The following is a 25,655-nucleotide window of genomic DNA, read 5'->3' on the forward strand; positions in this document are numbered from 1 at the left end:
CCGCGCCCAGAGGGCGCGGGCCGGTCCACTGGTGTGTCACTTCTGGATGTTGCGCTCGACCGTCAGTTCGCCGGCCTTGATCTTTTCGGAGACGGCTTCCACGTCGGCCACGCCCTCGTCAAAGGCGGCTTTGTCCTCCGCGCTGAGGTGCTCGGAGATGAGTGGGCTCACGGTGATGCCGATGCCGCCCTCCGCCAGCGTGGAGAAGTGGGTGCCGGGGGAGAAGCTGCCGTTGGCGAATTCACTGACCACCGAGTACATGGCGGGGCCGAACTGGGTCATCGTGTCGGCCAGCACGACCGCGGGGGAGATCTCGTTGTGGGGGGAGGAGTCGCCGATGATGAAGACGCCCTTCTCCTCGCCCGCCTCGATGACGCCCATCGCGGTGGCGGCGCAGTCGGTGATGATCAGGTCGCAGCCCTGGTCGATCAGGCTGATGGCGGCCTCCTTGCCCTTGGCGGGGTCGTCGAACGAGTTCGCGTTGGAGAGGAGCACGTCAAAGTCGGGGTTGACCGATTTTCCGCCCGCCTTGAAGGCGTTGTAGTTGGCGATCAGCGCGCTCTGCTCGGCGCCGATGACGTGCCCGGCCTGGTTGACCTTGGTCATGTGGCCGGCGAGGACGCCGCACAGGTAGTAGCCCTCCCAGGTGGCGAAGTCGACGCAGACGACGTTGTCCATCTCGATCTCCTCAAGCGGGAAGACCATGCAGAATTTGGTGTCGGGAAACTCGGGGGCCACGGCCTTGAGCGCCTCCACCATGGTGGGCATGGCGCAGATGATCATGTCGACCCCCTCGCGCGCGAAGGTGCGGACGACCTCCTCGTGCTGGGAGGGCTCGAGCGCCTCGTAGATGGAGGTGTCGAGGCCGAACTCCTCGGCGGCCTTCTCAAGATTCTGCTTGAGGCTGTCCATCGGCCCGGAGTCGCCGAGACTCTGGGGGATCACCATGACGACGCGGCGTCCGCCGGAAGCGGGAGCGGGTTCCTGGGGGGCGGCCTGCGCGGCCTGCGCGCCGCTGTCGGGAGCGGGGGAGGCGGCCGGACTGCCGCCGCAGCCTGCCAGCAGGGAAAGGGACAGGGTCAGAACGAGCATGAGAGCAAGAGCCTTTTTCATGAGATTCCCTCCTTATTCATCGTCAGAATTTGGTGTTCCCGGCGTCCACGTTGATCGACTGGCCGCGGATCATCGCGGCGGCGGGCGTGCAGAGGAAGGCGACGACCCGGCCGACCTCGACCGGCTGGATCAGCCTGCCGAGCTGGGGCGGGCCCCAGGTCCGCTCGCAGTCGGCCACCGTCACCCGGCCGCCCGTCTGCTGCTCGGTGGCGGCCATGCAGGCCCGGAGCATGGCGGTGTCCACCGCGCCCGGACAGACCGCGTTGACGTTGATGCCCAGCGGGGCAAAGTTGGAGGCCATGCACTGGGTCATGTTGCTGACCGCCGCCTTGGAGGCGCAGTAGTGCACCTGGTCGTCGTAGGTGACCTTGGCGCCGTTGGAGGAGAGGTTGACGACGTTGCCGCCCTTTCCCGCCCGGCGCAGCCCGTCCGCAAAAAGCTGGGTCATCCGGAAGAGCCCCTTGACGTTGACGCCCAGGATGAAATCCCAGTCCTTGTCCCCGATCTCGAAGATATCCTGCATCAGCGTGACGCCCGCGTTGTTCACGAGGATGTCTGGCACGCCGAGGACCTGGCGCGCGCGTTCCAGCGACTCCCGCACGGTGTCGGGCTTGGTCACGTCGCAGTAGCTGGCGGCGGCGTCGATCCCCTCCAGCCGGAGCTCCTCGGCCGCCCTGCGCAGGCTCGATTCGTTGATGTCGCAGAGCATGACGGACGCGCCGAGCTGGCCGAGCGCCCGGGCGATGCCGAGGCCGAGCCCGCTGCCGCCGCCCGTGACGATGGCGACGCGGTTTTTGAGGGAGTAATAGTCGTTCATGGAAGCCTCCTTCTCTAGTAGGCCTCGGCGAGCATGACGCCGCCGTCGGCCAGGATGGTCTCTCCCGTCACCCATGCGGAGAGCTCGCTGCAGCAGAAGATGCAGACGTCGGCGATGTCGACGTGCTGCGCGATCCGCCCGAGAGGGGCCCGGTCGCTGTAGCGTTCCCGCCAGCCGGGGACGTTTTGGTCGAGGCCGGGCGCGTCGATGAGCCCGGGCGCGACCGCGTTGACGCGGATGCCGTACTTTCCAAGCTCGAAGGCCATGCAGCGCGTGACCATCTCGAGCCCCGCCTTGGAGGAGCCGTAGACGAGCCCGTCGGCCATCGGCCGGAAGGCGTTGATCGAGAGGATGTTGACGATGGCGCCGCCCGTCCCCTGGCGGATCATCTGGTTGGCGGCGGCCTGCGCGCAGAAGAAGGCGCCCCGCAGGTTGGACTGGTGCATGTCGTCCCATTCGGCCTCGCCCACGGTGAGCAGGTCGTGGTGCGGATAGATGCCCGCGTTGTTGACCAGCATATCCACCCGGCCGAAGACCTCCGCCGCCTTGGCGATCATCTCCCGGCTCCTGGCGGCGTCCCGCACGTCGGTGCGGATGGCAAGCCCCCTGGCGCCGCGTTTTTCGATCTCCGCCACCACCTCGGCGGCGGGGTGCGCCGGGTCCTCGGTGCGGTAGGTGATCACGACGTTGGCCCCCGTCTCGGCGAACCGCTTTGCGATCCCCGAGCCGAGCCCGGCGCGGCCGCCGGTGACGATCACGGTTTTCCCCGAGAAGTCGAGCATCTTTTGAATTGGTACTGCCATGGAAATCCCCCTTTTTCGATTTAGTTGTTGGTCGCGGCTGGGTTTGGCTTATGGGCGGCGGGCTTTTTCAGGCGCAGGTTGCGCAGGATCAGCACCGCAAGCGTGACGAGATAGGGAATGGTGAGCACGAGCGGCCCGGGGAGGTTCAGGTTCTGGACGCGGAAGGTGACGACCTCCGCGAGCCCGAACACAAAGCTCGCGAGCGCCGCGGCGAAGGGGTTGGCGTGCCCGAAGACGACCGCCGTGTAGGCGAAGAACCCGCGCCCCGCCGTGATGTTTTCGGTGAACATCTTGACGTACCCGAGGGAGAGGTGCACCCCCGCCAGCCCGCAGAGCATCCCCGCGAAGACGGAGGCGGCCAGCCGGTAGCGGTAGACGGGGATCCCGGCGGCGGCCGCGGCCTCCGGCTTTTCCCCCACGGCGCGCAGGGAGATGCCGAGGTGGGTGTGGAAGAGCAGGAAGTGGAGAGCCGCGACGAGGAGCAGGGAGACGTAGACCAGCGCGGTGTGGTTGTTGAGCACCTTGTCCAGGAAGGGGACCCGGTCGAACAGGGGGATCGAAATCCGCGGGAGGCCGATGATGCGCGGGTTCCCGACCGTCCCGGCGTCCCCGAAGATCATCTTCATCATGTAGGTGGTGGCGCCGATCGCCAGCGTGTTGATGCCGATCGAGACGATCGTCGCGTTGGCGCTCAGCCGCTCGGTCAGCCAGATGTAGAGCAGCCCGCAGACCGCGCCCGCCGTCAGCGCGAAGGCGACCCCCATGAGGGGGGAGGCGGTCAGGTAGACGCCCAGCACGCCGAAAAACGCGCCGAAGAGCATGATGCCCTCGTGTGCGATCGTGAACACCCCGGCTTTTTCAAAGACGACGCCGCCCATGGCGGCGAGCAGAATGGGGGCGGCGGTGCGCAGCATGCCGGCCAGAATTTCGAGCATGGACTTCCCCTCCTTGAAAGGTTTTGCGTGTAACGGCTTTGTGCCCGCGGGCGGAATGTGAAAAAATCTGTTACCGGGATCACCGGTTGCAAGCCCATCTTAACACGGCGTTTTTGCGCATTGCAATACGGATGTGGGGGCGGGCGGAAAGATTCGGAGAATTGGCCACATGGGGGTCCGGGAGCTTGGGAGAAAACCACATAAAAAATCACAAAATAAATCATTTTGTGATTTTTATGGGAGAAAACAGGCGCTATATTGATAAAATATTCACAAATACTTGAATTTTCCAACACAATTTGTTATGATTTGGCAAGATCATAACAGGAAGGGATTGCTTCGATTGGACAAAAAACTGTTGCGGATCAACCGGATGACAGAGCTTCTGCAGCAAAGGCGCTCCTCCACGGTCCGGGAGCTGGCCGGGGAGCTGAAGGTGTCGGAAATGACCGTCCGCCGGGACCTGGAGGTGCTGATGGACGGCGATATTGTGACCGTCGCGCACGGCCACGTCCTGCTCAAGAACCCCCAGGCCCGGCCGGTCATCGGACCGGACTACGAGTGGGCCTATGAAAACAGCTCCCACTTCGAGGAAAAGGAGCGGATCGCCCGGTTCGCCGCGTCGATGATCGAGCCGGGCGACATGGTCATCCTCGACGTGGGCAGCACGCTCGAGCGCCTGCCCCGTCACATCCCGGCGGACATGGACTTTTCCGCCATGTGCTTCAGCGTCAGCGTCTTCAACCAGCTCCGGCAGAGGCCGAACCGGCGACTCATCCTGGGGGGCGGGAGCTACCACCACGCCACCGACATGTGCGAATCCCCCGAGAATGTCGCGATGGTCAACAACCTCCGCGCCAACAAGGTCTTCCTCTCGGCGGGCGGGGTGCACCGGGAGCTGGGGGTCACCTGCACCTACCAGTACGAGGTGGACCTCAAGCTGGCGGCCATCAGCTCCTCCAAGACGCGCATCCTCGTGACCGATTCCAGCAAGTTCGGCAACGTCCGGGTGGCGTTTTACGCCCACCTGTCCCAGTTCGACGCGATCGTGACGGACACCGGTCTGCCCGAGGACTGGCGGGAGTGGATCGGGGAGGCGGGCATCAAGCTGCACCTGCTCTAGGCGCGCCCTTTTCCCGCAGCAAAAAAAGCGGACATTTTCCGAAGAAAATGTCCGCTTTTCTTATGGAGAAAACGCTCCCGCGTGCCCGCTATCCGGGGCCGCGCCCGCCCGCGGGACGGGCGGGGCGCTTCCCGCGCGGGGACGGCGCGCCGCGCCGCTCCCCCCGGCCCTTCGCGCGGCCGGGCGCCTGGCGGCCCGCCGGTTTTTCCGCCGCCCGGTCGGGCGCGCGCCGGTCGGGCGGGATCAGGCAGTTCGGCCCGTGTCCGACGAGGTCCATCCGGCCGGTGCGCTGGAGCGCGGTGAGCACGGCGCGGCGGTTCTCGGGCTTATAGTACTGGAGCAGCGACCGCTGGAGCCATTTGTCCTCCTGCGAGCGGGGGACGAACACCTCCTTGAGGGTATAGGGGTCGAGGCCGGTATGGAACATGCAGGTGGAGACGGAGCCGGGCGTGGGGTAGAAGTCCTGCACCTGCTCGGGGCGGATGCGGTGCTTTTTGAGGAAGACCGCGAGGTTGACCGCGTCCTTCAGCGTGGAGCCGGGGTGGGAGGAGATGAGGTAGGGGACGAGGTACTGCTCCTTGCCCACCTGTTTGGTGAGGCGGTAGAACCGCTCGGCGAACTTCTCGTAGACCTCGATGTGGGGCTTTCCCATGCAGTCGAGGACGTGGGCGCTCGAATGCTCGGGCGCGACCTTGAGCTGGCCGCTCACATGGTACTGGAGCAGCTCGCGCATAAAGCGGTCGTCCTGTTCGAGCATCATGTAGTCGTAGCGCAGGCCGGAGCGGACGAACACCCGCTTGACCCCGGGCAGCCCGCGCAGGCGGCGCAGCAGATGGAGGTATTCGCTGTGGTCGACCTCGAGCGCGGGGCAGGGGGTGGGCGCGAGGCATTTGCGCTCGGCGCAGAGCCCCTTGGAGAGCTGCTTTTTGCAGGAGGGACGGCGGAAGTTGGCGGAGGGGCCGCCCACGTCGCTGATGATCCCCTTAAAGCGCGGGTTTTTGAGGAAGCCCTCCGCCTCGGCGACGACCGACTCCTCGCTGCGGCAGGTGACGGCGCGGCCCTGATGGAAGGCGATCGAGCAGAAGTTGCAGTTGCCGAAGCAGCCGCGGTTGTGCATGATCGAGAACTCGACCTCCTTGATCGCGTCCACGCCCCCCTGCGCCTCGTAGGAGGGGTGGTACATCCGCTCGAAGGGCAGGGCGAACACCGCGTCGAGCTCCTCCGTCGTGAGCGGAGGCATCGGCTCGGTCTGCACGAGGAAGCAGTCGTCCCCCTGCTTCTGGATGATCTTGCGCCCGCGCACCGCGTCCTGTTCCTCGATCTCGGTGCGGGTGGCCTTGGCGTAGGAGAGCTTGTTCTCCTTCACCTTGGCGTAGGAGGCCACCGACACGGCGTCGGCGGGCAGCCCCAGCTGATTGGTGAGGTAGCAGACCCCCTTGCAGCGGATCCCTTGGGCGGGCACGCCCTTTTCCAGCTCCCGCGCGATGTGCTCCGTCTGCTTTTCCCCCATGCCGAAGATGAGCAGGTCGGCGCGGCTGTCGACCAAAATGGAGGGCATCACCGTGTCCGCCCAGTAGTCGTAGTGGGCGAAGCGGCGCATCGACGCCTCCAGCCCGCCGATGACGATCTGCGCGTCGGGGAAGAGGGCGCGGATCCTGTTGCAGTAGACGGTCGTCGCGCGGTCGGGGCGGCGGCCCGCCTTCCCGCCCGGGGTGTAGGCGTCGTCCGAACGCTTCCGCTTGGCGGCGGTGTAGTGCGCGACCATCGAATCGATGTTGCCGCCCGTCACCCACCAGCCGTATTTCGGCGCGCCGAAGCGCAGGTAGTCCGCGTCCGACACCGGCTGGGCAATCATCGCCACCCGGTAGCCGAGCGATTCCAGCAGGCGGGAGACGATCGCGATCCCGAAGCTCGGGTGGTCGACGTAGGCGTCGCCCGTCACGCAGATGAAATCCGGCCGGTCCCATCCGCGTTCGCGCAGCTCCTGTTTGGTCAGCGGTAAAAACATCGTAACTCTCCTCGGCCGCGCGGGGCGGCGGAAATGAGAGATGCCGCCGGGGGCGGCATCTCTGGGACGAATTTTATTCAGTCGGCGCGGTTCAGCTTCATTTCGGCCCACCGCTCGGGGGAGATGAGCACCTGGCGCGGCTTGCTGCCCTCGAAGGGGCCGACGATGCCGCGCTGCTCCATCTCGTCGACGATGCGCGCGGCGCGCGCGTAGCCGAGCTTGAGGCGGCGCTGGAGCAGGGAGGTGGAGGCCATCCCCGCCTCGACGACGCATTCGATCGCGGGCAGGAGCATCTCGTCCTCCGCGTCCTCGCCCGCCGCCGCGGAATCGCCGCCGCCGTTCTTGCTCCCCTTGCCGGCGACGACGTGGTTGTCGATCTCGCTGACGATCTCCTCGTCGTACTCGGCGGAGGCGTCGCTCTTGATGAAGGCGATCACGTCCTCGATCTCCTCGTCGGTGACGAAGCACCCCTGCACGCGCACCGGCTTGGCCGCGCCCACAGGATTGAAGAGCATGTCCCCGCGGCCGAGCAGCTTTTCCGCGCCGCCCATGTCGAGAATGGTGCGGCTGTCCACCTGCGACGACACCGCGAAGGCGATGCGGGAGGGGATGTTCGCCTTGATGACGCCGGTGATGACGTCGACCGACGGCCGCTGGGTGGCGATGATGAGGTGCATGCCGGCGGCGCGGGCCATCTGCGCGAGGCGGCAGATGTAGTCCTCCACCTCGGTGGGGGCGGCCATCATGAGATCGGCGAGCTCGTCGATGATGATGACGATCTGCGGCAGGGTGGTCATCCCCTCGGTGCGGGCGGCGAGGTGGTTGTAGGAACCGAGGTCGCGCACCGAGTTGTCCGCGAAGAGCTTATAGCGCTTGAGCATCTCGGTGACCGCCCACGAGAGGGCGCCCGCCGCCTTTTTCGGATCGGTGACGACCGGCACGAGCAGCTGCGGGATGCCGTTATAGACCCCCAGCTCGACCACCTTGGGGTCGATCATGAGGAAGCGGACCTCCTCGGGGGTGGATTTATAGAGCAGGGACATGATGATCGAGTTGATGCAGACCGACTTGCCCGAGCCGGTGGACCCGGCGATGAGCAGGTGGGGCATCTTGGAGATGTCCGCCAGCGTCACATTGCCCGCGATGTCGCGGCCGAGCGCGGCGGTGAGCTTGCTCTTGGCGCCCTGGAACTCCTTCGAGTCGATGATCTCGCGGATGGACACCGCGCTGATCACCTTGTTGGGCACCTCGATGCCGACGGCGGCCTTGTTGGGGATGGGGGCCTCGATGCGCACCCCCGCCGAGGCGAGATTGAGCGCGATGTCGTCCGCCAGTCCCGTGATGCGGCTGATCTTGACCCCCGCCGACGGCTGAAGCTCATACCGCGTGACCGCCGGGCCCCGGGAGATGTCCACGATGCGCGTCTGCACGCCGAAGGAGGCGAGCGTGTCCACCAGCCGCTGGGCGTTGGCGCGCATCTCGTCGGTGATGTCCGTTTCGCTCTTGCGGCGGGGTTCCTTGAGCAGCCCGACGTGCGGCTTCACATAGGCGGGGTGCACCGGGATGGTGGATTCCGCCTCCAGCTCCATCTGGATGCCCTCGTCCGGCTTGCCGCGGTCGAGCGGCGGCGAAGGGACGGGGTCCGGCTCAAAGGGCGGCGCGGGCTCCGGTTCGGGCGCGGGCTCCGCCTTGAAGGAGAAGCGGCCGGTGTCGGTGGCCGCCTTGCTCACGAGGTCGTCGATCGACGGCTGGGGCGCGGGCACGAACTCCATCGCCTCGTCGGCGGGCAGCAGCGAAAAGCCCCCTGCCAGCGCGGGGTCGAAGTCGTCGTCGAGCGGGATGTCGATCGCGGCGGCCTTCGGCCGGGGCGCGGCCGGCGCGCCCGCCTGCGGCACGTCGGAGGTGAGGTCGGGGGCGGCCTTCGCGGTTTTGCGGCCCCGGCGCGGGGTGTCGAGCGGAATGTCGATGGGCGTCTTCGGGGCGGCCTGGGCGCGGGCGGCGCGGCGCTCCTCCTGCTTCTGCATCTGGTCGGCGTAGGTCTCCTCGATCTTTTTGACGGGCTGGTGCGCCGCGCGCGCGAGTCCGATGAGGGTGCCGCCGGTGAGCAGCATCAGGAAGACGAAGATGAGCAGGACAATGACGACCCCGGCGCCCACCTTGCCGAAGAAGTGCAGGAGCGGAAGCCCGGCGATCGCGCCGAAGAGGCCGCCGCTCTTGACCTCGGTGCCGCGCAGGATGCATTCGACGAGCATGTCCAGCAGGTGGTCGCTCTCGGGCAGGCCCATCTGGAAGATCTGCAGCGCGCCGCAGAAGAGGACGACCAGCACGCCACATTCAAACGCGCGGGCCTTGAAGGGCTTGTCCATCGTGAGCAGCGCGGCTATGTACAGGAGGGTGACGGCGACAAAGATCGCGCCCCACCCGAAGAGGCCGAACATGGCGTTGTGCAGCCAGTTCCAGCCGCTCGAGCCCTTGACCAGGGTCAGCGCGGCGACGAAGATGCCGACCGCAAAGAGGATGATCGCGTGGATCTGCCGCCGCGCGCGCTGCTGGGCGGCGTTTCGTTTGCGGGTGGCGGCGGCCGACTTGCCGCGCGTGGTGGATGAGGTTTTCGTGGCCATGTTACCCTCCTGAGCGATGCGGTTTATTTGCCGATGAAGAACTGCTGGATGGGATGCCCCGCGAAGTTGTCGACCGTGCCGACGATCAGCATAACGGCGCCGAGCGCGAGGGTGTACCAGCCGAAATATTTGAGCTTATTGCCCTTGACGACCCACTGGACCAGCTTGATGGCCAGCACGCCGAAGACGGCCGAGGTGAGAAAGCCGGTGAGGATGACGGGCAGGGGCAGCCCGGACCCCTCGCGGAAGGCGTCGGGCACCTCGAAGACGATCGCGCCGAGCACGGCGGGGATGCCGAGGATGAACGAATAGGTGACGGCGTATTCCCGCTCGAAGCCCCACAGCATCCCGGCCGAGATGGTGGACCCGGAGCGGGAGATGCCGGGCATCGTGGCGACCACCTGCGCCACGCCGACCGCGACGGCGTCCTTCGCCTTCATGCTGGAGGCGTTCTTGCGGCCGTGGTCGTGCTTGCAGGCGGTCAGGAGCATGACGCCGGTGAGGAGAAAGCAGAAGCCCTCGACCGTCACGTCGTTGTCGGTGGAAAAGCCCTCGACCCAGTCCTTGATGAGGAACATCACGGTCAGCGGGAGAAGCGAGAGCAGCAGAAAAAGCAGCATCCGCCGGCTGGGGGACATGTTTTTGGCGGAGAAACGCCCGGTGAAGAGGTCCCGCAGCAGGGAAAACGCCTCGAGAATCAGGTCGGCGATGGTGCGGCGGAAGACGATGAACACGGCGATCAGCGTACCCGCGTGCAGCAGGATGGAGAAGAGGAACCCGGTGTCGCCGCTGTTCCCGGTGAAATACTGGAAAAGGGAGAGGTGTCCCGAGCTGGACACGGGGAGAAATTCGGTCAGGCCCTGCAGGACGCCCTGCAGAAACGCCTCCAACACGCTCATGGCAGACTCCTTTATGTAGGGCGCGGCGCGCCCTCCGGCTTATTTTGACAGTTGGCCCCCCGGTGCGTACCGGGGGTCGAGGTAGAGCCTGGGATCGGTGGAAATCAGCCTGGAAACGGTAAATTTTCCGTCGATATTTACTCCTTGTATATAACTGTTATGCAGCTCCTGGTATTCGTATGCGGCGTTTTCGCCGCCCGGGAAGATCTGCTCGGGCGGGATGATCGTGTGCAGGATCATGACGCTTCCTCCCGCCCCTCGATCATCGCGTAGAGCGACTCGATCACGTCGGACACGCCGCCGAGCGCGTCGATGAGCCCCTCGTCGACCGCCGACTGCCCGTCGAGCACGGTGCCCACGTCCATGACGAGCTCGTCCTTGTTCATCATGAGCTGGCGGAACCGCTCGGGGGTGATGTTCGAGTTGTCGGTGACGAATTTGACGATCCGCTCCTGCATCTTGTCGAAGTAGGAGAGGGTCTGCGGCACCCCGAGCACCAGCCCGTTCATCCGCACCGGGTGGACCGTCATCGTGGCGGACGGCACGATGAAGCTCTTGCGCGCGCTCACCGCGAGCGGCACGCCGATCGAGTGGCCGCCGCCGAGCACGAGGGAGACGGTGGGCTTCTTCATCCCCGACAGCAGCTCGGCGATCGCGAGGCCCGCCTCCACGTCGCCGCCCACCGTGTTGAGGATGATGACCAGCCCCTCGATGTCGGGGTCCTGCTCCACCGCCAGCAGCTGGGGGATGACATGCTCGTATTTGGTCGTCTTGTTGGTCGCGGGCAGGATGTAGTGCCCCTCGATCTGCCCGATGATCGTCAGGCAGTGGATCGTGTGCTTGCCCTTGCCCGTCGTGATGCCGCCGGTACGCTCGATCTGTTCGGTCTGCGCCTGCGAGCCGGTCTCCTGTTCGTCGGATTCGGCCTCGTCCTGCTTTTCGTTGTTTTGGGGGGCGTTCTGCCGGGTTTCCTCGTCGTCAAACGCTTTCACAATCGGTACCTCCTTCAGAATGGTAACGACTGTAGCATTGACCGTTCTTCATCGGAAAATGCGGCAAAACATACAACTTTATTATAACATTACAGGGCAGAATGTCAAACGAACAAGCGCGAAAAAAAGAAGCCGCCGCGCGTTTGCGCGGCGGTACAGGCCGTTATTCGTCCGCCCCCGCGGCAAGCGCCGCGTATTGCGCGGCGGAGGCGGCGTTATGTTCGATTTCGGAGGGCATGAGCGGGCGCATCACCCGCGCGGGCTGGCCGAGCGCGAGGGAGCCGTCGGGGATTTCCACCCCCTGCGGGACGAGCGCGCCGGCGGCGATCAGGCAGTTTTTTCCGATCCTCGCGCCGTTTAAGACGATCGCGCCCATGCCGATCAACGTGTTGTCCCCGACCGTGCAGCCGTGGAGGATCGCGCCGTGTCCGACGGTGACGCCGTCGCCCACCGCGACAGGGAATCCCGCGTCCGCGTGAACGACGCAGCAGTCCTGGATGTTGGTGCGCGCGCCGATCGAGATCCGCTCGATGTCGCCGCGGACGACCGCGTTGTACCAGATGCTGCTTTCCGCCCCGACGGTGACTTCCCCGCGCACGACCGCGCCCGGGAAGACGCGGGCGGAGGGGCTCAGTTCAGGCTGTTTCATCCGCGCGCCCCCCTATCGGTAGCGCAGCCAGCGCGCGAGCAGGTAAACGGCCAGGATGATCTGGCCGAGGAAGGCGATGCAGACCGGCTGCCGCTCGAACAGCATGACGAGCCGCAGGGTAAGGCCGCCGCCCGGATAGGCGCCGACCGTGAGCCCGAGGGCCGGCAGGAGCGCAAGCCCGGCCGCGGCGGCCCCGGCGCAGGCGCCGGAGGAACGCGCGCGGGCGCAGAGGATGGCCGCCGCCGTGAGGTAGGCGGCGACGGCGAGCATGGTGAAGAACTGCCAGCAGAGGGCGGGCCACACGAGGAAGGCGCGCTTCATCTGCTGCTCGAGCGGGTAGGAGACGGCGGGGAAGCACCCGATCAGGGCGGGCGCGAGCGCGAGCAGCAGGCAGAGCGGGAGGCTGTTGCCCCCGCGCCGTCCCGAGAGGTCGATGCGGTTATGTCTGTTCACGGCGGAGTCCCCCTTATGACGTTCAGTAGTTGCTTTCTCCGCGCAGCGTCTCGTCGTTGACGATCCATTCGTCGGCCACGTTGATGACGCGGAAATTTTCCTTGTCGTCCCGAACGATGACGGTCGAGATGCCCGCGTTGATGATCAGGCGGGTGCACATCGAGCAGGGGAAGGCGTTCTGGACATATTCGCCCGAGGCCACCTCCCGGCCGACGAGGTAGAGGGTGGAGCCGAGCATGTCCACGCGGGCGGCGTGGATGATCGCGTTCATTTCGGCGTGGACCGAACGGCAGAGCTCATAGCGCTGCCCGCGCGGGACACCCATGCGGTCGCGGGTGCAGTAGCCCAGGTCGGAGCAGTTCTGGCGGCCGCGCGGCGCGCCGACATAGCCGGTGGAGACGATCTGATCGTTTTTGACGATGATCGCGCCGAAGTTGCGCCGCAGGCAGGTGCCGCGCTCGGCGACGGTCTCGGCGATGTCGAGGTAGTAGTTGATCTTATCGCGTCTTGTCATATCGGTTCACATCCTTTATAATAATACCATTCGGCGGAAGGGCGTTCGTCCTTTCAGACCATTTTACTATAGTTTGCCGGACTGTGCAACAATCGGTAAAAATTTCACGGGCTGTGCGGAAATCCGCCGCGTCGGCGGAAAGGAGGGAAACGCCGTGGAAAACCTCTCGAATATCGGTGTCATCCGGGACCTGCTCGCGCGGCACGGCTTCCGCTTCTCCAAGGCGCTGGGGCAGAATTTCCTGGTCAACCCCACCGTCTGCCCGCGCATGGCGGAGCAGGGCGGCGCGGGGCCGGGCGTGGGCGTGATCGAGATCGGCGCGGGGGTCGGGGTGCTGACCGCCGAGCTGGCCCGCCGCGCGGACAGGGTCGTCTGCGTCGAGATCGACGGACGGCTGCTCCCCGTGCTCTCGGAGACGCTCGCCGGGTTCCAAAATGTCGAGATCGTCAACGCGGACGTCATGAAGGTCGACCTGCGCGCGCTCATCGCGGAAAAGCTCGGCGGCCTGCGGGTGGTCGTCTGCGCGAACCTGCCCTACTACATCACCTCCCCGATTGTGATGGGCCTGCTCGAACAGCGCCTGCCCATCGAATCGGTGACCGTCATGGTGCAGAAGGAGGCGGCCCAGCGGCTGTGCGCCCTCCCCGGCACGCGGGAGGCGGGCGCGGTGTCCTGTGCCGTGCGTTACTACAGCGAGCCGAAGGTGCTCTTTCCCGTTTCGCGCGGGTCGTTTTTGCCCTCGCCCGACGTGGATTCCGCCGTCATCCGGCTGGATATCCGCCGGGAGCCGCCCGTCGACCCGGGGGACGAAAAAACCTTCTTCCGGGTGGTGCGCGCCGCCTTTTCGATGCGACGCAAGACGCTGCTCAACTGCCTTTCGGCGGGCCTGCCGCTTCCCAAGGAGCGCGCCGCGGCCCTGCTCGAGCGGGCAGGGGTGCCCGCGGGGGCGCGCGCCGAGCAGCTCACGCTGGAACAGTTCGCCGCCGTCAGCCGCGCGCTGGCGGAGGAGCCGTAATCAAAAACGGGGCGCCGGAGGCGTCCCGTTTTTGATTCCCTAGTGGGTCATGCAGTATTCGACGATATGGGCGGGCAGCCCGGTGAACGCCGCCGCCTGCTCGGAGGTCCAGCCATTGCGCAGGCACTCCTCCACCGTCTCGCCGTCGAGCAGCAGGTACCCCGCGAAGAGGTCGGCCTCCCGCTCGTAGCGCTCCATGACGAAGTCTGTGCGCTCCCGCAGAAAGAGGGCGTTGTGCCCCTCGTGCAGCAGGGCGTGCCCCAGCTCGTGGGCGCACACCGTCCGGCGCTCGTTTTCCTCGAGCGCGCCGTTGAGGTAGAGGATGCGCGCCCCGTGCGCGCACCCGTAAAAGCCCCTGACGCCGGGAGGCAGCCCGACGGGCAGGACCGTAATGTCGAGCGCGGCGCAGAGCGCGAACGGGTCGGTGGTGCCGAACCGCTCGGCGAGCTGGCGCGCCAGTTCCTTGATGCGTTCCATGCTGTCCTGCTCAGACGTCCTTTCCGCCGCTTTTGCGGCCCAGCTTGTTGACGGCGACCGACGCGCCCACCTCGATCGCGCTGACGACCTGGGTGATCTCCTCCTCGGTGAGGGGTACGCCGTTGAACATCAGGCCCTCCTGCGCCAGCAGCCTGCGCCGGAAATCCTCGAGGAACTCCCCGAGCTCGGGCGGCCCGGCGGGGCTTTCCGCCCCGTCGAGCAGCAGGTAGTCGCTCGGCACGCCGAAGAACCGGCAGAATTTGGTCAGCGTCTCGTTGTCCGGCTCCCGCCGCCCCTGCTCGTACATGCCCACCGCGCTCGCGGATATTTCCAGCGCGCCCGCCAGTTCCTGTTGGGTCAGCCCCTTGGCCCTGCGCAGGGCCCGCAGCCTGTTAGCCAGCATTCCAGTCACCTCACTGTCCTGATAATAACACATTTCGTGTATTTCGTCAATAAAATCTTGCAAATTGTGCGAATTTTTCTTGTGAATACACATTTCGTGTGGTACTCTTGAGATAGGAAGCAAAAATAACACGATTTGTAAAATCACAAGGAGGAATTGAATGGATTTAACCGCTTTGTCGGAGGAGTACCGGACGGCGGCCGACCGCCTGCAGGAGCGCCTGCGGGAGCTGAGGGTGTTCGCGCAGACGGCGCGCGGCGAGGAGGCATTCGCCGCGCAGCGGCGGATCGACGCGCTCTACGCCGAACTGTACGACCTGCGCGTGGTCATGGACTACCTGCGCCACTATTATGACTGAGGGGGGCGGGGAGCATGTTTGACGTACGTGAAAGCACCTTTTCCCTCCAGGATTTCGAGCGGATCGCCGCGCCGCAGTGCGCCGACAACGCGCCCGCGCGCGCACGGTACGCGCGGTTCCTGCGCAGCGCCGTGCGCCACCTGCCGCCCAAGCAGCGGCAGGTCGTCGCGCTCTATTTTTTCGGGGGCCGCAACATCCCGGCGATCGCCCTGGAGCTCGGGGTGCACCCCTCCACCGTGAGCCGCAGGCTCGCGGCCGCCAAGCGCACGCTGCGCGCCCAGGCCGAGATGTGCAGCGAGGCGGGGCTGTTCCCCTCGTAAAAGCGGGGGCGGCGGCCGGATTTCTTTCCATCGTTCATTGACAATGGGGTAAGTCTGTTATAAAATTATCATATATAGACAGACCGTCCGGCGTGAGAGCGCGCGGGGGAAATGAAAATATGGGAGGAAACGCGATTGGACCAGAAAGTCAAAGCCGCCGCTGAAAAGTTCGCGGCGCTCGTGGAAGCGCAGCTCGCGCGCAATGAGCGCATTAAGGCGCAGAAGGAGTTTACCGACTACGGGAAGCTCGACACCATCGTCATCGGCGTGTGCGGGGGCGACGGCATCGGCCCCATCATCACGAACGAGGCCGCGCGGGTGCTCCGGCACCTGCTGGCGGACGAGGTCGGGGCGGGCAAGGTGGAGTTCCGCACGATCGACGGGCTGACGATCGAGAACCGCGCGGCGCAGGGCAAGGCGATCCCCGACGACGTGCTCGCCGAGCTCAAAAAGTGCCACGTCATCCTCAAGGGCCCCACGACGACCCCGCGCGCGGGCGACCCGTGGCCCAACGTCGAGAGCGCCAACGTCGCGATGCGCAAGGAGCTCGACCTGTTCGCCAACGTGCGCCCCGTCAAGGTGCCGAGCGAGGGGATCGACTGGACCTTCTTCCGGGAGAACACCGAGGGCGCCTACGCGATCGGCTCCTGCGGCCTCAACGTGGACGAGGACGTGGCGTTCGACTTCGTCGTGACCACCACCGAGGGCACCGAGCGGATCGCGCGGCTCGCCTACGACTACGCGAAAAAGAACCACAAGAGCCGCGTGTCGATCATCACCAAGGCGAACGTCGTCAAGACGACCGACGGCAAGTTCCTGAAGCTCTGCCAGAAGATCGGCGAGGAGTACCCCGGCATCACGACCGACGACTGGTACATCGACATCACCACCGCCAAGCTGATCGACCCCAAGCGCCGCCGCGACTTCCAGGTGTTCGTGCTGCCCAATCTCTACGGCGACATCATCACCGACGAGGCCGCCGAATTCCAGGGCGGCGTCGGCACCGCGGGCAGCGCGAACCTCGGCAAGCGCTACGCGATGTTCGAGGCGATCCACGGCTCCGCCCCGCGCATGATCGCAGAGGGCCGCGGCAAATACGCCGACCCCTGCTCGATGCTGCGGGCGGCGGTGCTGCTCCTGAGCCACATCGGCTACCAGGCCGAGGCGGATAAGCTCGAACGGGCGCTGGACATCTGTATGTACGAGGAAAAGAAGCTCGCGGTCACCGGCCGCGACACCGGCTGCACCTGCGAGGAATTCGGCAACTATGTGATGGACACCATCGCACGGCTGTAACCGGGAATTCTGGATCGAGAGGTTTTGCATATGCCGAAACACGAGGGTGTTTCCCTATCCGTTATCAAGCGGCTGCCCAGGTACTACCGGTTCCTCGGCGACCTGCTCAGCCGCGATGTCACCCGCATCTCCTCGCGCGAGCTGGCCTCCCTGATGCAGCTGACCGCGTCCCAGATCCGCCAGGATCTCAACTGCTTCGGCGGCTTCGGGCAGCAGGGCTACGGCTACAATGTGGCCGCGCTCCACAAGGAGATCGGCAATATCATGGGGCTCAACAAGCATACCCCCATGGTTCTCATCGGCGCGGGCAACCTCGGCCGCACGATCGCGCGCCACATGGATTTCGAGAGCAGCGGCTTCAAGCTCGTCGGGATCTTTGACGACAGCCCCCGCGTGATCGGCCAGAAGGTGAGCAGCCTGACCGTGCAGGACATGGCGGGGCTCGAGGCGTTCTGCAAGGAGCAGTCCCCGCGGGCCGCCATCCTCTGCATCCCCAAGGAGGTCGCCTTCGAGACCGCCCAGCGGCTCATGAAGCTCGGCGTCAACTGCTTCTGGAACTTCTCCCATTACGACCTCTCCCTCGACTTTGAGGGTGCGGTCGTCGAGAACGTCCACCTGGGCGACAGCCTCATGACCCTCTGCTACCAAATCAACGCCGCCTACCCCGAGGATGAGTGACGGGGAGGCGAAAATAAGAAGGCCCCCGCCTTGCGGCGGGGGCCTTCTTTTGTCCGGCTTCCTCCGGAAGCCGTCAGTCCCCTTTCTTTCAAGAAAGGGGGCAAAGAACGTTTGGCGCAGGCCGGCCGCGTCCCCCGCAAAGGGGGCGCGCCGTGAGAAAGCCAAAAGCGAAGATTTTCGCCCGCCTTTTTCAAAAGGCGGCGGGGCGGCGCCCCGGCCTGCTCTTCAGCTTTCCGCGATAACAAAGTCCGCGGTGATCTCCGAGCAGGCGAGCGCCTGCCCGCCGGTATCCGCGAAGCAGCTCAACTGCGCCGCGCGGTAGGTGCCCGGCGACAGCGGCTCGTCGAAGAGGTCGACGGGCAGCGTAATCGTGACGGTCTCGCCCCCGTGCAGCACCCGTTCGGCGTTGACGTCGTCGGGGTTTGCCATCAGCCCCGCGCGCGGGGTGAGCGGCACGACGGCGTCTCCCTCCACCCGCCGGAAGTCGAACCAGTGGGTGTAGATGAGGTCGTTTTCCGTCCGGTTGGTCACGATGAGCGCGATCTCCTTCGTCCCAACGGGGTAGCTCTCCCGCTCGGGGCGGGCGGCCACGCTGCGTTCCCCGGCGGGGGGCGCGGCGGCTTCGGGAAGCGGGGCGGCATTTTCCGGTTCGCCGGGTTCGGCCTCGGCGGACCCGGCCTCGGAAGCCGCGGAGGATTCCAAAGGGACCGCTTCCGCCCGGGAGGGGGCCCCGTCGGCGGGGGATGCGCTTTCCGAAGCGGGCGCGCCGCCGGGCAGTCCGATCACGGCGAAGACGGAATCGTTCTGCGCCTCGGGCAGGAAGGCGGCGCGCTCCGCGTGCGGCCGCAGGAACAAAAAGAGCAGCGTGGCGAGCGCGAGCGCGCCGCACAGGACCAGCGCCCGCTTCATCAGACGTTGAAGCGGAAGAGGACGACGTCGCCGTCCTGCATGACGTATTCCTTGCCCTCCGAGCGGACGAGGCCCTTCTCCTTGGCGGCGGCCATCGAGCCGCAGGCGATGAGGTCGTCGTACGCGACGACCTCGGCGCGGATGAAGCCCTTTTCAAAATCGGAATGGATCTTTCCGGCGGCCTGCGGGGCCTTGGTGCCGCGCGTGATCGTCCACGCGCGCACCTCCTGCTTGCCGGCGGTGAGGTAGGAGATCAGCCCGAGCAGGGCGTAGCTCTTTTTGATGAGGCGGTCGAGGCCCGACTCATGCAGCCCCATCTCCTCGAGGAAGAGCAGCTTGTCCTCGGCGGACATGTCGGCGATCTCCTCCTCGATCCGGGCGCAGATGGGCAGCACCTCGGCGTGCTCCGCCGCCGCGATCTCCTCCACCTCATGGTAAAAACGGTTCTGTTCGATGCCGCCGGTGAAATCCGCCTCGCTCATGTTGGCGGCGTAGATGACCGGCTTGTCGGAGAGCAGCGGCATGTCCTCGAGCGCGGCGCGCTCCTCCGCGTCGCACACGAAGCTGCGGGCGGATTTCCCCTCCTCGAGGTGGGCCTTGAGCCGTCCCAGCACGTCCGCCTGCGCGGCGAGCGTTTTGTCGCCGCCCTTGGCGGCCTTGAGGGCGCGGTCGATCTTGCGGTCGACGATGTCGATGTCGGAAAAGATGAGCTCGAGATTGATCGTCTCGATATCCCGGCGGGGACCGATCTCCCCGTCGACATGGATGATCTCGTTATCCTCGAAGCAGCGCACCACATGCACGATCGCGTCCACCTCGCGGATGTGGGAAAGGAACTTGTTGCCGAGGCCCTCCCCCTTGGACGCGCCGCGCACCAGTCCGGCGATATCGACGAATTCGATGACGGCGGGGGTGTATTTGTCCGGGTCGTACATTTTGGCGAGCACGTCGAGGCGCTCGTCCGGCACGGCGACCATGCCGACGTTCGGCTCGATGGTGCAGAAGGGATAGTTCGCGGACTGCGCGCCCGCGTTGGTGATCGCGTTGAACAGGGTGGACTTGCCGACGTTTGGCAGCCCGACGATGCCTAATTTCATGGCTGATTCCTCCGATCTTACAACTGCTCATTATACAGGAAAAACGCGCGGCGCGCAAGCGGTTTCGCCCGGCTGCGGGCGGCGGATATTCATGCAAAAAACGTATATGAAAAAACCGGAGCCAAAAAGATGCACAAAGAAAACCGCAAAAACACCCCCAAAAAGCCGGGTTGACAGGACGGACGGACGGACGGCGGCTATACTATTGTTTGGATAGCCGCCCACATTTTTGTGTAAAATGACGGTCGGATTATCCGGTATGTATAATGATGAATAAGTATGAGGAGGCAACCAGAATGAAAAAACTGTTGGCGCTGGTCCTCGCGCTCGCGCTGGCCCTGCCGCTCGGCGTGACCGCCTTTGCGGCGGACGCGGAAAAGGTCGATCTTTCGCTGACCGGCTTTGACGCGGGGGTATTATGTGACGGCGATGGAGTCTATTACGGCCCGAATGACCTGATCCCGCCGGACAGCACCGTCTATCTGCCCTTCCGCATCTTCGCCGGGGAGAACCCGGACGATCCCGACGAGGTCGGGGCGTGGTATGGCGACAGGGACAACTACAAGGTGAAGTTCGACAAGGGCGACGACAATACGAAGATGATCAAAAAAATCAGCTTTGTGGAGAAGAAATTCGAGGCCCGCGGCTGGCGCTGCCACGCGCTCAAAATTGAGCTCGCGCAGGATTTCAGCGGCGACGAGTTCAAGCTGACGCCGTCGGTCACCTTTACGGCGAAGCGCTATCTGGTCGACTCCATATCGGCTGAAGGCGGGGAGCCCGGAAACGGCGTGAAGGGCCACTACGGTTTTGATACGCTGGAGGAGCTCAACGGGGCTTCCGAAGGGGACGTGGCTTTTAAGGACCTCACGCAGGGGGTCTACGCGCCGGGCTCCAAAATGACGATGGGCCTGAAGTTCTTCATGGGCAACGGCGAACGCAGCGCGGACGCGGATTTCAAGGCGGGCGACGGCGGCGTGGTTGTGAAGCCGCAGAAGAATGAGGACAACGAGATCACCTGGGAGGACGAAAAGGACACGCTGGCGTGGCTCAACTTCACGAGCGACGACGACGCGAAAAAATTCTTCCCCAAGATGACCACCAAATGGGACGACCAGGAATACGCGGAATACTTTGCTGACCAGGACGCCTACCTCTTTGATTTTATCGGCAATCCGCAGATCGCGTCGACGAGCCGCGCGACCCTCAGGCTGCGCCTCCCGTTCGTGGACGAGGACGGGGAACTGTCGGTCGATAACGAGTCGATCGTGGTTTACGAGGTCGTCGACGGGGAGCTTTCCCCGATCACCCAGCCGGGCAGCATCCGTGAGACGGAGGACGGCGACTGGGTCTTCGAGATGAAGACCCGCAGGCTTGGCACCTACATCATCGCGGAGAAGCCGGCGGCGGCCGCTGAGGAAGCGGTCGAGGCCCCCGCGGAGGCGGAAAGCCCGGCGGAGACGGCGGAGGAAGCCCCCGCCGAAGAGGCGCCCGCGGCTCCCGCCAAGGCGATCCTCCCCTCCTTTGCGAAATAAGCGGAACCGGGCCGCCGGAAGGGCGGGCGCGTGAGCGCCCGCCCTTCTTTTTTGCGGATGCGCGCGTGGCGGGCGTTTCTTTGCAGTTTGGACAATCCCCATTCAAAAAATATTCACCAAAACGGGTGATTTTCCGCTATAATTGTGATATGATAAAGCAAATAATCTGCCTGTCGCGGCGGGCAGAATGGGGGTACCAGACATGTCAATCGGGAAAATCCTGGTCTGCGACGATGATCGCAATATCTGCGAGCTGCTCCGGCTCTATCTCGAGAAGGAGGGCTACGCGGTCGTGATCGCCAACGACGGGGAAGAGGCGCTCGCAAAATTCTCCTCTGAAAATCCCGATCTCATGCTGCTGGACATCATGATGCCCAAGCTGGACGGCTGGCAGGTCTGCCGGGAGGTCCGCAAAAAATCCAACATGCCGATCATCATGATCACCGCCAAGGGGGAGACGTTCGACAAGGTGCTCGGGCTCGAGCTCGGGTCGGACGACTATGTGGTCAAGCCCTTCGATCCCAAGGAGATCGTCGCGCGCATCAAGGCGATCATGCGGCGCACCGGCAAAACGGCCGCGGAGGCGGACGTCAAGGAGGTCAGCTACGACAAGCTGGTCGTGAACATGACCAAATACGAGCTCAAGGTGGACGGCAAGGTGATCGACACGCCGCCCAAGGAGCTCGAGCTGCTCTACCACCTGGCGAGCAATCCCAACCGCGTCTACACCCGCGACCAGCTCTTGGACGAGGTGTGGGGCTTCGAGTACTACGGCGACAGCCGCACGGTCGACGTGCACATCAAGCGCCTGCGTGAAAAGCTCGAGGGCGTCTCCGACCAGTGGACCCTCAAAACCGTGTGGGGCGTCGGCTATAAATTCGAGGTCAAGGAATAACCTGTTGATCACGCGGGGCGGGCGGCAAGCCCGCCCTTTTTCGCATCAAACAATCAGAAAAGTGGGTCGGGTATGCAGAAAACGCTCTTCAGTAAACACTTCATCACCATCGCCGCGATCATCCTTTTGAGCATCACGATTCTGGGCGCGGTGCTGCTGGCGTTCGCCAGCCAGTACTTCAAGCAGGACCGTTACCGTCTGCTCGAGCACAACGCCCAGCAGGCGGCCGAGCTCACCTACGCGGACTTCCGCTCCAACCTCTACCAGGGGGTGACCCCGGCGGTCGTGCTGCCGCGCTACACCATCCTCGCGGACGCGATCGAGGCCGACATCTACCTTGCCAACACCGACGGCAAGCTGCTGCTCTTCGTGAGCGGCTCCCATTCGGATTACAACGAGGTGGACATCCCGAAGAACATCATCTCCGAGGCGTGCGCCGCGGGCGAATACCAGGAGGTCGGCAAGGTCGGGGGGCTCTACTCCCAGAACCACTATACGGTGGGCATCCCCGTCAAGACCGAGAGCGGCGTCCCGGCGGCGGTCATCTTCGCGTCCGCCTCTGCGGGCACGCTGACCGTCTTCCTCAAGGAAATCCTCAAGATGTTCATCATCAGCTCGCTCGCCGTGCTGATCCTCGCGTTCGCGGCGGTCTACTTCATCACCGCCGACCTCGTGCGCCCGCTGCGCAAGATGGTCGCCGCGACCCAGAGCTTTTCCAAGGGGGATTTCACCGTGCGGGTGCCGGTGGAGAGCTACGACGAGATCGGGCAGCTCGCGATCTCCTTCAACAATATGGCCACCTCGCTGGCCACAACAGAGGTGGCGCGCCGCTCCTTCACCGCCAATGTCTCCCATGAGCTGCGCACGCCGATGACGACCATCGCGGGCTTCATCGACGGCATCCTCGACGGCACCATCCCGCCCGAAAAGCGGGACGACTACCTCAAAATCGTCTCGGAAGAGATCAAGCGGCTCTCGCGGCTCGTGCGCTCGATGCTCAACATCGCCCGCATCGAGGCGGGCGAACTGGAGTTGAGGCCCGACCTCTTCGACGTGAACGACACGGTCATCCGCACCGTCTTTACCTTTGAGCAGCCGCTCGAGGCGAAGAACATCGAGGTGCGCGGCCTCGACGGCGGCAAGGTCATGGTCGAGGCCGACCCCGACCTTATCCATCAGGTGGTCTACAACCTCATCGAAAACGCCGTCAAATTCTGCAACGAGGGCGGATTCATCGACGTGAACTACTCGGAGGACGACAGCTATACCTCCGTCGGCATCCGCAACACCGGCGACGGCATCCCCAAGGACGAGATCCCCCACATCTTCGACCGCTTCTACAAGGCCGACAAGTCCCGCAGCCGCGACAAGGGCGGCGCCGGGCTCGGGCTCCACATCGTCCGCTCAATCGTCAACCTGCACGGCGGCGACATCATCGTCCGCTCGGTCGAGGGCGAATACTGCGAGTTCGTCTTCACCATCCCCAAGCCCCATAAGAGCAAAAAGAACTGACCGGGGGGCTTTGAAAAGCCCCCCGGACCCCGAAACTTTTGATTCAGGCAAGCCGCCGCGCCCCACGGTTTCGCGCCGCCCGTGCGGCGGAGTTTCCCTGGCCCGGCGGCGCGGGTAGAGGCGGCAGTGAGGAAGGGTGGCCGGCCTGATAAAAGTTTTTGGGTCCCGGGACTTTATCCGTCCGTGCGGCGGAGTTTCCCTGGCCCGGCGGCACGGGTAGAGGCAGTGGTGAGGAAGGGTTGCCGGCCTGATAAAAATTTTCGGGTCCCGGGACTTTATCCGTCCGTGCGGCAGAGTTCCCCTGGCCCGGCGGCACGGGTAGAGGCGGCGGTGGGGAAGGGTGGCCGCCCTGATAAAAGTTTTCGGGTCCCGGGGACTTTTTCAAAAGTCCCCGGGTTCACAAATTCTTCAACAGATATGAATAATTCTTTTAAATCTCATCTATTTTATTGCAACAAATCTGCGGTATACTAACGCCAGAAGAACAAAAAAAGGACGCCTCCACAGGCGGAATCCAACCGTGAAAGGTATGAGATATATGAGCGATTATTACAATCCGAACGAAAATCCGCATGAGAAGGAAAACGGTTCGGCGGAGAGCGGTCCGGCTGGCGGGCAGCATGTGTGGAACGTGCCTCCGCAGAACGAGGGGCAGGGCTACCGCCCTCCCTATGAGCGCGGCGCCGCGGGGACGGAGGAGAGCGGGCGGCAGGAGCCGCCGCAGGACCTGACCCCCAACCAGTATTCGGCGAGCGGCGGCTGGCAGCGTCCCGACGGGCGCAGCGCGCAGCGCCGGGACGCCTACCAGTGGAACATCTCCGACTACGAGCAGGCGGCCAAGGCCAAGCCGCGCCGCCGCAACAAGGGCCTGATGGTTTTCGGGATCATTTTGGCGTCGGTGCTGGTGGTGTCGCTGGTGTCGCTGACGAGCATCGGGATCTACAGCAGCATGAGGAAGGACGCGGGAGCTCCGCCCGCGTCGGACAACGGCCCGACGCTGAACGTTCCGGCCGACGACCTGCCGGGCATCACGCTGCAGGATAAGCCGCAGTCGGCCGGGGAATCGCTGCCGGGCGGCAAACTGTCGAGCGAGGAGATCATCGAAAAGGTCTCCCCCTCCGTCGTGGCGATCACCACCTATGTGAACTACCAGAACTACCAGGCCGAGGGCATGGGCAGCGGGATCATCATCCGCGAGGACGGCTACATCGTGACCAACGCGCATGTGGTCGAGGGCGCGAAGGGGATCACCGTGCAGCTGGGCGACGGCACCTCCTATGAGGGGCGGCTGGTCGGCTCGGACAGCAAGACCGACCTCGCGGTCGTCAAGGTCGACGCCGAGGACCTGCCCGCGGCGACCTTCGGCAACTCCGACCAGGTCAAGATGGGCGAAAAGGTGCTTGCGATCGGCAACCCGCAGTCGATGGACTTCGCGGGCAGTGTGACGCAGGGCATCGTCTCGGGGCTCAACCGCCAGATCACGGCGGGCGGCCAGAACGGCACCACCGTGACCCACTACACCAACCTCATCCAGACCGACGCGGCGATCAACCCGGGCAACTCGGGCGGCGCGCTGGTCAATGAATACGGCCAGGTCATCGGCATCAACTCCGCCAAGGTCATCGCGACCGGCGCCGAGGGCATGGGCTTTGCGATCCCCTCCAACGAGGTCAAGCCGATTGTCGACGACCTGATCGCCTACGGACGCGTCACCGGACGGGTCCGTCTGGGCATCTACGCGACCGAGGTCGACGAGGTGCTCGCGCGCCTCAACCACGTGCCCACCGGCCTCTTCGTGCAGTCGACCGAGGAGGGCTCCGACATCTCCAAAAAGGGCGTCGTCCCGGGCGACATCATCACCAAGGTGAACGGCAAGGACATCACCGGCACGCAGGACCTTTCGGCGGAGATCGAGGGCAAAAAGCCGGGCGACACCGTCGAGCTCGAGGTCTACCGCCCGAGCCAGCGCCCCAACGCGGAGGGGAAATTCTTCACCGTCACCGTCGCGCTGATGGAGGACCTGGGGGACAGCGTTTCGACGCAGGGCGGCGTCCAGGACCCGTCGGACGCCTACGGGCAGAACCCCTACGGCAACGGCCAGAACCCCTATGGGAACGGCTATGACGATTACGGCGACAGCTACGACGAATTCGAGGACTTCTTCAACCAGTTCTTCGGCTGACGGTCCGCGCGGACCGGCCGGCCGCGCCCTCCTTTCATGTACCGGCGGCCCCCC

At 64.7% G+C, this 25,655-nt stretch carries 26 protein-coding genes; 10 read left to right on the forward strand and 16 right to left on the reverse strand.

Translation table 11 applies throughout. The features are described 5' to 3' along the window. Positions 1–36: 36 nt before the first annotated feature. The 4 genes from NE609_RS12825 to NE609_RS12840 are packed head-to-tail and all read right to left on the reverse strand — an operon-like array spanning position 37 to position 3,668. Positions 37–1,113 (reverse strand): BMP family ABC transporter substrate-binding protein, encoded by a 1,077-nt coding sequence (locus tag NE609_RS12825; RefSeq protein ID WP_256152722.1) that lies wholly within the window; start codon positions 1,111–1,113, stop codon positions 37–39. A gap of 22 nt (positions 1,114–1,135) precedes the next feature. Continuing rightward, complete coding sequence (locus NE609_RS12830; protein WP_256152723.1) at positions 1,136–1,930, reverse strand: SDR family NAD(P)-dependent oxidoreductase; 795 nt, start codon at positions 1,928–1,930, stop codon at positions 1,136–1,138. Positions 1,931–1,944: 14 nt separating this feature from the next. Further along, entirely contained in the window at positions 1,945–2,733 is a 789-nt protein-coding gene (locus NE609_RS12835) for an SDR family NAD(P)-dependent oxidoreductase (protein ID WP_121587748.1), read from the reverse strand. Between the two features lie 20 nt (positions 2,734–2,753). Beyond that, positions 2,754–3,668: an ABC transporter permease gene (locus NE609_RS12840; protein WP_121587749.1), complete on the reverse strand. Its 915-nt coding sequence runs from the start codon at positions 3,666–3,668 to the stop codon at positions 2,754–2,756. 343 nt (positions 3,669–4,011) lie between these two features. Here NE609_RS12840 and NE609_RS12845 point away from each other — a divergent pair, with 343 nt between their 5' ends. Continuing rightward, a complete protein-coding gene (locus NE609_RS12845; protein WP_256152724.1) occupies positions 4,012–4,791 on the forward strand; it encodes a DeoR/GlpR family DNA-binding transcription regulator in 780 nt (259 codons plus the stop codon). 88 nt (positions 4,792–4,879) lie between these two features. On the opposite strand, the gene NE609_RS12850 is transcribed toward NE609_RS12845, so the two are convergent. The 8 genes from NE609_RS12850 to NE609_RS12885 all read right to left on the reverse strand — a co-directional run bounded on the left by NE609_RS12850 (position 4,880) and on the right by NE609_RS12885 (position 12,927). Continuing rightward, on the reverse strand, positions 4,880–6,799 hold the full coding sequence (locus tag NE609_RS12850) for a YgiQ family radical SAM protein (protein ID WP_256152725.1): 1,920 nt from the start codon (positions 6,797–6,799) through the stop codon (positions 4,880–4,882). A 77-nt stretch (positions 6,800–6,876) separates the two neighbouring features. Further along, on the reverse strand, positions 6,877–9,420 hold the full coding sequence (locus NE609_RS12855; protein WP_256152726.1) for a DNA translocase FtsK: 2,544 nt from the start codon (positions 9,418–9,420) through the stop codon (positions 6,877–6,879). Between the two features lie 23 nt (positions 9,421–9,443). Then, positions 9,444–10,319 carry an undecaprenyl-diphosphate phosphatase gene (locus NE609_RS12860; RefSeq protein ID WP_256152727.1) on the reverse strand — a complete coding sequence of 292 codons (876 nt, stop codon included), beginning with the start codon at positions 10,317–10,319 and terminating at the stop codon, positions 9,444–9,446. A 39-nt stretch (positions 10,320–10,358) separates the two neighbouring features. Further along, positions 10,359–10,559: a YlzJ-like family protein gene (locus NE609_RS12865; protein ID WP_101552490.1), complete on the reverse strand. Its 201-nt coding sequence runs from the start codon at positions 10,557–10,559 to the stop codon at positions 10,359–10,361. Next, entirely contained in the window at positions 10,556–11,311 is a 756-nt protein-coding gene (locus tag NE609_RS12870) for a ClpP family protease (protein ID WP_101552488.1), read from the reverse strand. Before NE609_RS12870 ends, NE609_RS12865 begins: the two co-directional genes overlap by 4 nt. A 163-nt stretch (positions 11,312–11,474) precedes the next feature. Then, positions 11,475–11,960: a gamma carbonic anhydrase family protein gene (locus NE609_RS12875; protein ID WP_121587355.1), complete on the reverse strand. Its 486-nt coding sequence runs from the start codon at positions 11,958–11,960 to the stop codon at positions 11,475–11,477. Positions 11,961–11,972: 12 nt separating this feature from the next. Further along, the gene (locus NE609_RS12880) at positions 11,973–12,413 is read right to left on the reverse strand and encodes a hypothetical protein (RefSeq protein WP_121587356.1); all 441 of its coding nucleotides are present in this window, start codon (positions 12,411–12,413) and stop codon (positions 11,973–11,975) included. Between the two features lie 22 nt (positions 12,414–12,435). Then, a complete protein-coding gene (locus NE609_RS12885) occupies positions 12,436–12,927 on the reverse strand; it encodes a dCMP deaminase family protein (RefSeq protein WP_101552458.1) in 492 nt (163 codons plus the stop codon). A 154-nt stretch (positions 12,928–13,081) separates the two neighbouring features. Between NE609_RS12885 and rsmA the strand changes: the two genes are divergently transcribed. Beyond that, entirely contained in the window at positions 13,082–13,942 is an 861-nt protein-coding gene (gene rsmA / locus NE609_RS12890) for a 16S rRNA (adenine(1518)-N(6)/adenine(1519)-N(6))-dimethyltransferase RsmA (RefSeq protein WP_256152728.1), read from the forward strand. Positions 13,943–13,981: 39 nt separating this feature from the next. On the opposite strand, the gene NE609_RS12895 is transcribed toward rsmA, so the two are convergent. Then, the gene (locus NE609_RS12895) at positions 13,982–14,419 is read right to left on the reverse strand and encodes an ImmA/IrrE family metallo-endopeptidase (RefSeq protein ID WP_256152729.1); all 438 of its coding nucleotides are present in this window, start codon (positions 14,417–14,419) and stop codon (positions 13,982–13,984) included. Positions 14,420–14,429: 10 nt separating this feature from the next. Beyond that, entirely contained in the window at positions 14,430–14,822 is a 393-nt protein-coding gene (locus NE609_RS12900) for a helix-turn-helix domain-containing protein (protein WP_158595686.1), read from the reverse strand. Between the two features lie 160 nt (positions 14,823–14,982). On the opposite strand from NE609_RS12900, the gene NE609_RS12905 reads away from it, so the two are divergent. The 4 genes from NE609_RS12905 to NE609_RS12920 all read left to right on the forward strand — a co-directional run bounded on the left by NE609_RS12905 (position 14,983) and on the right by NE609_RS12920 (position 17,474). Next, entirely contained in the window at positions 14,983–15,180 is a 198-nt protein-coding gene (locus NE609_RS12905; RefSeq protein ID WP_101552449.1) for a hypothetical protein, read from the forward strand. 14 nt (positions 15,181–15,194) lie between these two features. Beyond that, positions 15,195–15,500 carry a sigma factor-like helix-turn-helix DNA-binding protein gene (locus NE609_RS12910; RefSeq protein ID WP_101552447.1) on the forward strand — a complete coding sequence of 102 codons (306 nt, stop codon included), beginning with the start codon at positions 15,195–15,197 and terminating at the stop codon, positions 15,498–15,500. A 111-nt stretch (positions 15,501–15,611) separates the two neighbouring features. Beyond that, positions 15,612–16,796 (forward strand): isocitrate/isopropylmalate family dehydrogenase, encoded by a 1,185-nt coding sequence (locus NE609_RS12915; protein WP_121587360.1) that lies wholly within the window; start codon positions 15,612–15,614, stop codon positions 16,794–16,796. A gap of 30 nt (positions 16,797–16,826) precedes the next feature. After that, positions 16,827–17,474: a redox-sensing transcriptional repressor Rex gene (locus NE609_RS12920; protein WP_101552443.1), complete on the forward strand. Its 648-nt coding sequence runs from the start codon at positions 16,827–16,829 to the stop codon at positions 17,472–17,474. Positions 17,475–17,699: 225 nt separating this feature from the next. Here the strand turns inward: NE609_RS12920 and NE609_RS12925 are convergent, their stop codons facing one another. Then, complete coding sequence (locus NE609_RS12925) at positions 17,700–18,383, reverse strand: hypothetical protein (RefSeq protein WP_256152730.1); 684 nt, start codon at positions 18,381–18,383, stop codon at positions 17,700–17,702. Then, positions 18,383–19,480 (reverse strand): redox-regulated ATPase YchF, encoded by a 1,098-nt coding sequence (ychF, locus tag NE609_RS12930; RefSeq protein ID WP_256152731.1) that lies wholly within the window; start codon positions 19,478–19,480, stop codon positions 18,383–18,385. Before ychF ends, NE609_RS12925 begins: the two co-directional genes overlap by 1 nt. A 296-nt stretch (positions 19,481–19,776) precedes the next feature. Here ychF and NE609_RS12935 point away from each other — a divergent pair, with 296 nt between their 5' ends. The 4 genes from NE609_RS12935 (at position 19,777) to NE609_RS12950 (ending at position 25,601) form a co-directional block, all read left to right on the forward strand. Further along, positions 19,777–21,012: a hypothetical protein gene (locus tag NE609_RS12935; RefSeq protein WP_256152732.1), complete on the forward strand. Its 1,236-nt coding sequence runs from the start codon at positions 19,777–19,779 to the stop codon at positions 21,010–21,012. Between the two features lie 202 nt (positions 21,013–21,214). Then, on the forward strand, positions 21,215–21,907 hold the full coding sequence (locus NE609_RS12940) for a response regulator transcription factor (protein ID WP_101552436.1): 693 nt from the start codon (positions 21,215–21,217) through the stop codon (positions 21,905–21,907). Between the two features lie 72 nt (positions 21,908–21,979). Continuing rightward, complete coding sequence (locus NE609_RS12945; RefSeq protein ID WP_101552434.1) at positions 21,980–23,419, forward strand: HAMP domain-containing sensor histidine kinase; 1,440 nt, start codon at positions 21,980–21,982, stop codon at positions 23,417–23,419. A gap of 529 nt (positions 23,420–23,948) precedes the next feature. Continuing rightward, positions 23,949–25,601 carry a S1C family serine protease gene (locus tag NE609_RS12950; protein WP_256152733.1) on the forward strand — a complete coding sequence of 551 codons (1,653 nt, stop codon included), beginning with the start codon at positions 23,949–23,951 and terminating at the stop codon, positions 25,599–25,601. The last annotated feature ends 54 nt before the right edge of the window (positions 25,602–25,655 follow it).

The organism is Anaerotruncus sp. DFI.9.16 (assembly GCF_024461615.1).
Taxonomy (GTDB): domain Bacteria; phylum Bacillota; class Clostridia; order Oscillospirales; family Ruminococcaceae; genus Anaerotruncus; species Anaerotruncus massiliensis.

Coding starts and splice junctions, on each gene's coding strand:
- NE609_RS12825 (WP_256152722.1), bottom strand. CDS start 1,113: ATGAAAAAGGCTCTTGCTCTCATGCTCGTTCTGACCCTGTCCCTTTCC.
- NE609_RS12830 (WP_256152723.1), bottom strand. CDS start 1,930: ATGAACGACTATTACTCCCTCAAAAACCGCGTCGCCATCGTCACGGGC.
- NE609_RS12835 (WP_121587748.1), bottom strand. CDS start 2,733: ATGGCAGTACCAATTCAAAAGATGCTCGACTTCTCGGGGAAAACCGTG.
- NE609_RS12840 (WP_121587749.1), bottom strand. CDS start 3,668: ATGCTCGAAATTCTGGCCGGCATGCTGCGCACCGCCGCCCCCATTCTG.
- NE609_RS12850 (WP_256152725.1), bottom strand. CDS start 6,799: ATGTTTTTACCGCTGACCAAACAGGAGCTGCGCGAACGCGGATGGGAC.
- NE609_RS12855 (WP_256152726.1), bottom strand. CDS start 9,420: ATGGCCACGAAAACCTCATCCACCACGCGCGGCAAGTCGGCCGCCGCC.
- NE609_RS12860 (WP_256152727.1), bottom strand. CDS start 10,319: ATGAGCGTGTTGGAGGCGTTTCTGCAGGGCGTCCTGCAGGGCCTGACC.
- NE609_RS12865 (WP_101552490.1), bottom strand. CDS start 10,559: ATGATCCTGCACACGATCATCCCGCCCGAGCAGATCTTCCCGGGCGGC.
- NE609_RS12875 (WP_121587355.1), bottom strand. CDS start 11,960: ATGAAACAGCCTGAACTGAGCCCCTCCGCCCGCGTCTTCCCGGGCGCG.
- NE609_RS12885 (WP_101552458.1), bottom strand. CDS start 12,927: ATGACAAGACGCGATAAGATCAACTACTACCTCGACATCGCCGAGACC.
- NE609_RS12895 (WP_256152729.1), bottom strand. CDS start 14,419: ATGGAACGCATCAAGGAACTGGCGCGCCAGCTCGCCGAGCGGTTCGGC.
- NE609_RS12900 (WP_158595686.1), bottom strand. CDS start 14,822: ATGCTGGCTAACAGGCTGCGGGCCCTGCGCAGGGCCAAGGGGCTGACC.
- NE609_RS12905 (WP_101552449.1), top strand. CDS start 14,983: ATGGATTTAACCGCTTTGTCGGAGGAGTACCGGACGGCGGCCGACCGC.
- NE609_RS12910 (WP_101552447.1), top strand. CDS start 15,195: ATGTTTGACGTACGTGAAAGCACCTTTTCCCTCCAGGATTTCGAGCGG.
- NE609_RS12915 (WP_121587360.1), top strand. CDS start 15,612: ATGAAAATATGGGAGGAAACGCGATTGGACCAGAAAGTCAAAGCCGCC.
- NE609_RS12920 (WP_101552443.1), top strand. CDS start 16,827: ATGCCGAAACACGAGGGTGTTTCCCTATCCGTTATCAAGCGGCTGCCC.
- NE609_RS12925 (WP_256152730.1), bottom strand. CDS start 18,383: ATGAAGCGGGCGCTGGTCCTGTGCGGCGCGCTCGCGCTCGCCACGCTG.
- ychF (WP_256152731.1), bottom strand. CDS start 19,480: ATGAAATTAGGCATCGTCGGGCTGCCAAACGTCGGCAAGTCCACCCTG.
- NE609_RS12935 (WP_256152732.1), top strand. CDS start 19,777: ATGAAAAAACTGTTGGCGCTGGTCCTCGCGCTCGCGCTGGCCCTGCCG.
- NE609_RS12940 (WP_101552436.1), top strand. CDS start 21,215: ATGTCAATCGGGAAAATCCTGGTCTGCGACGATGATCGCAATATCTGC.
- NE609_RS12945 (WP_101552434.1), top strand. CDS start 21,980: ATGCAGAAAACGCTCTTCAGTAAACACTTCATCACCATCGCCGCGATC.
- NE609_RS12950 (WP_256152733.1), top strand. CDS start 23,949: ATGAGATATATGAGCGATTATTACAATCCGAACGAAAATCCGCATGAG.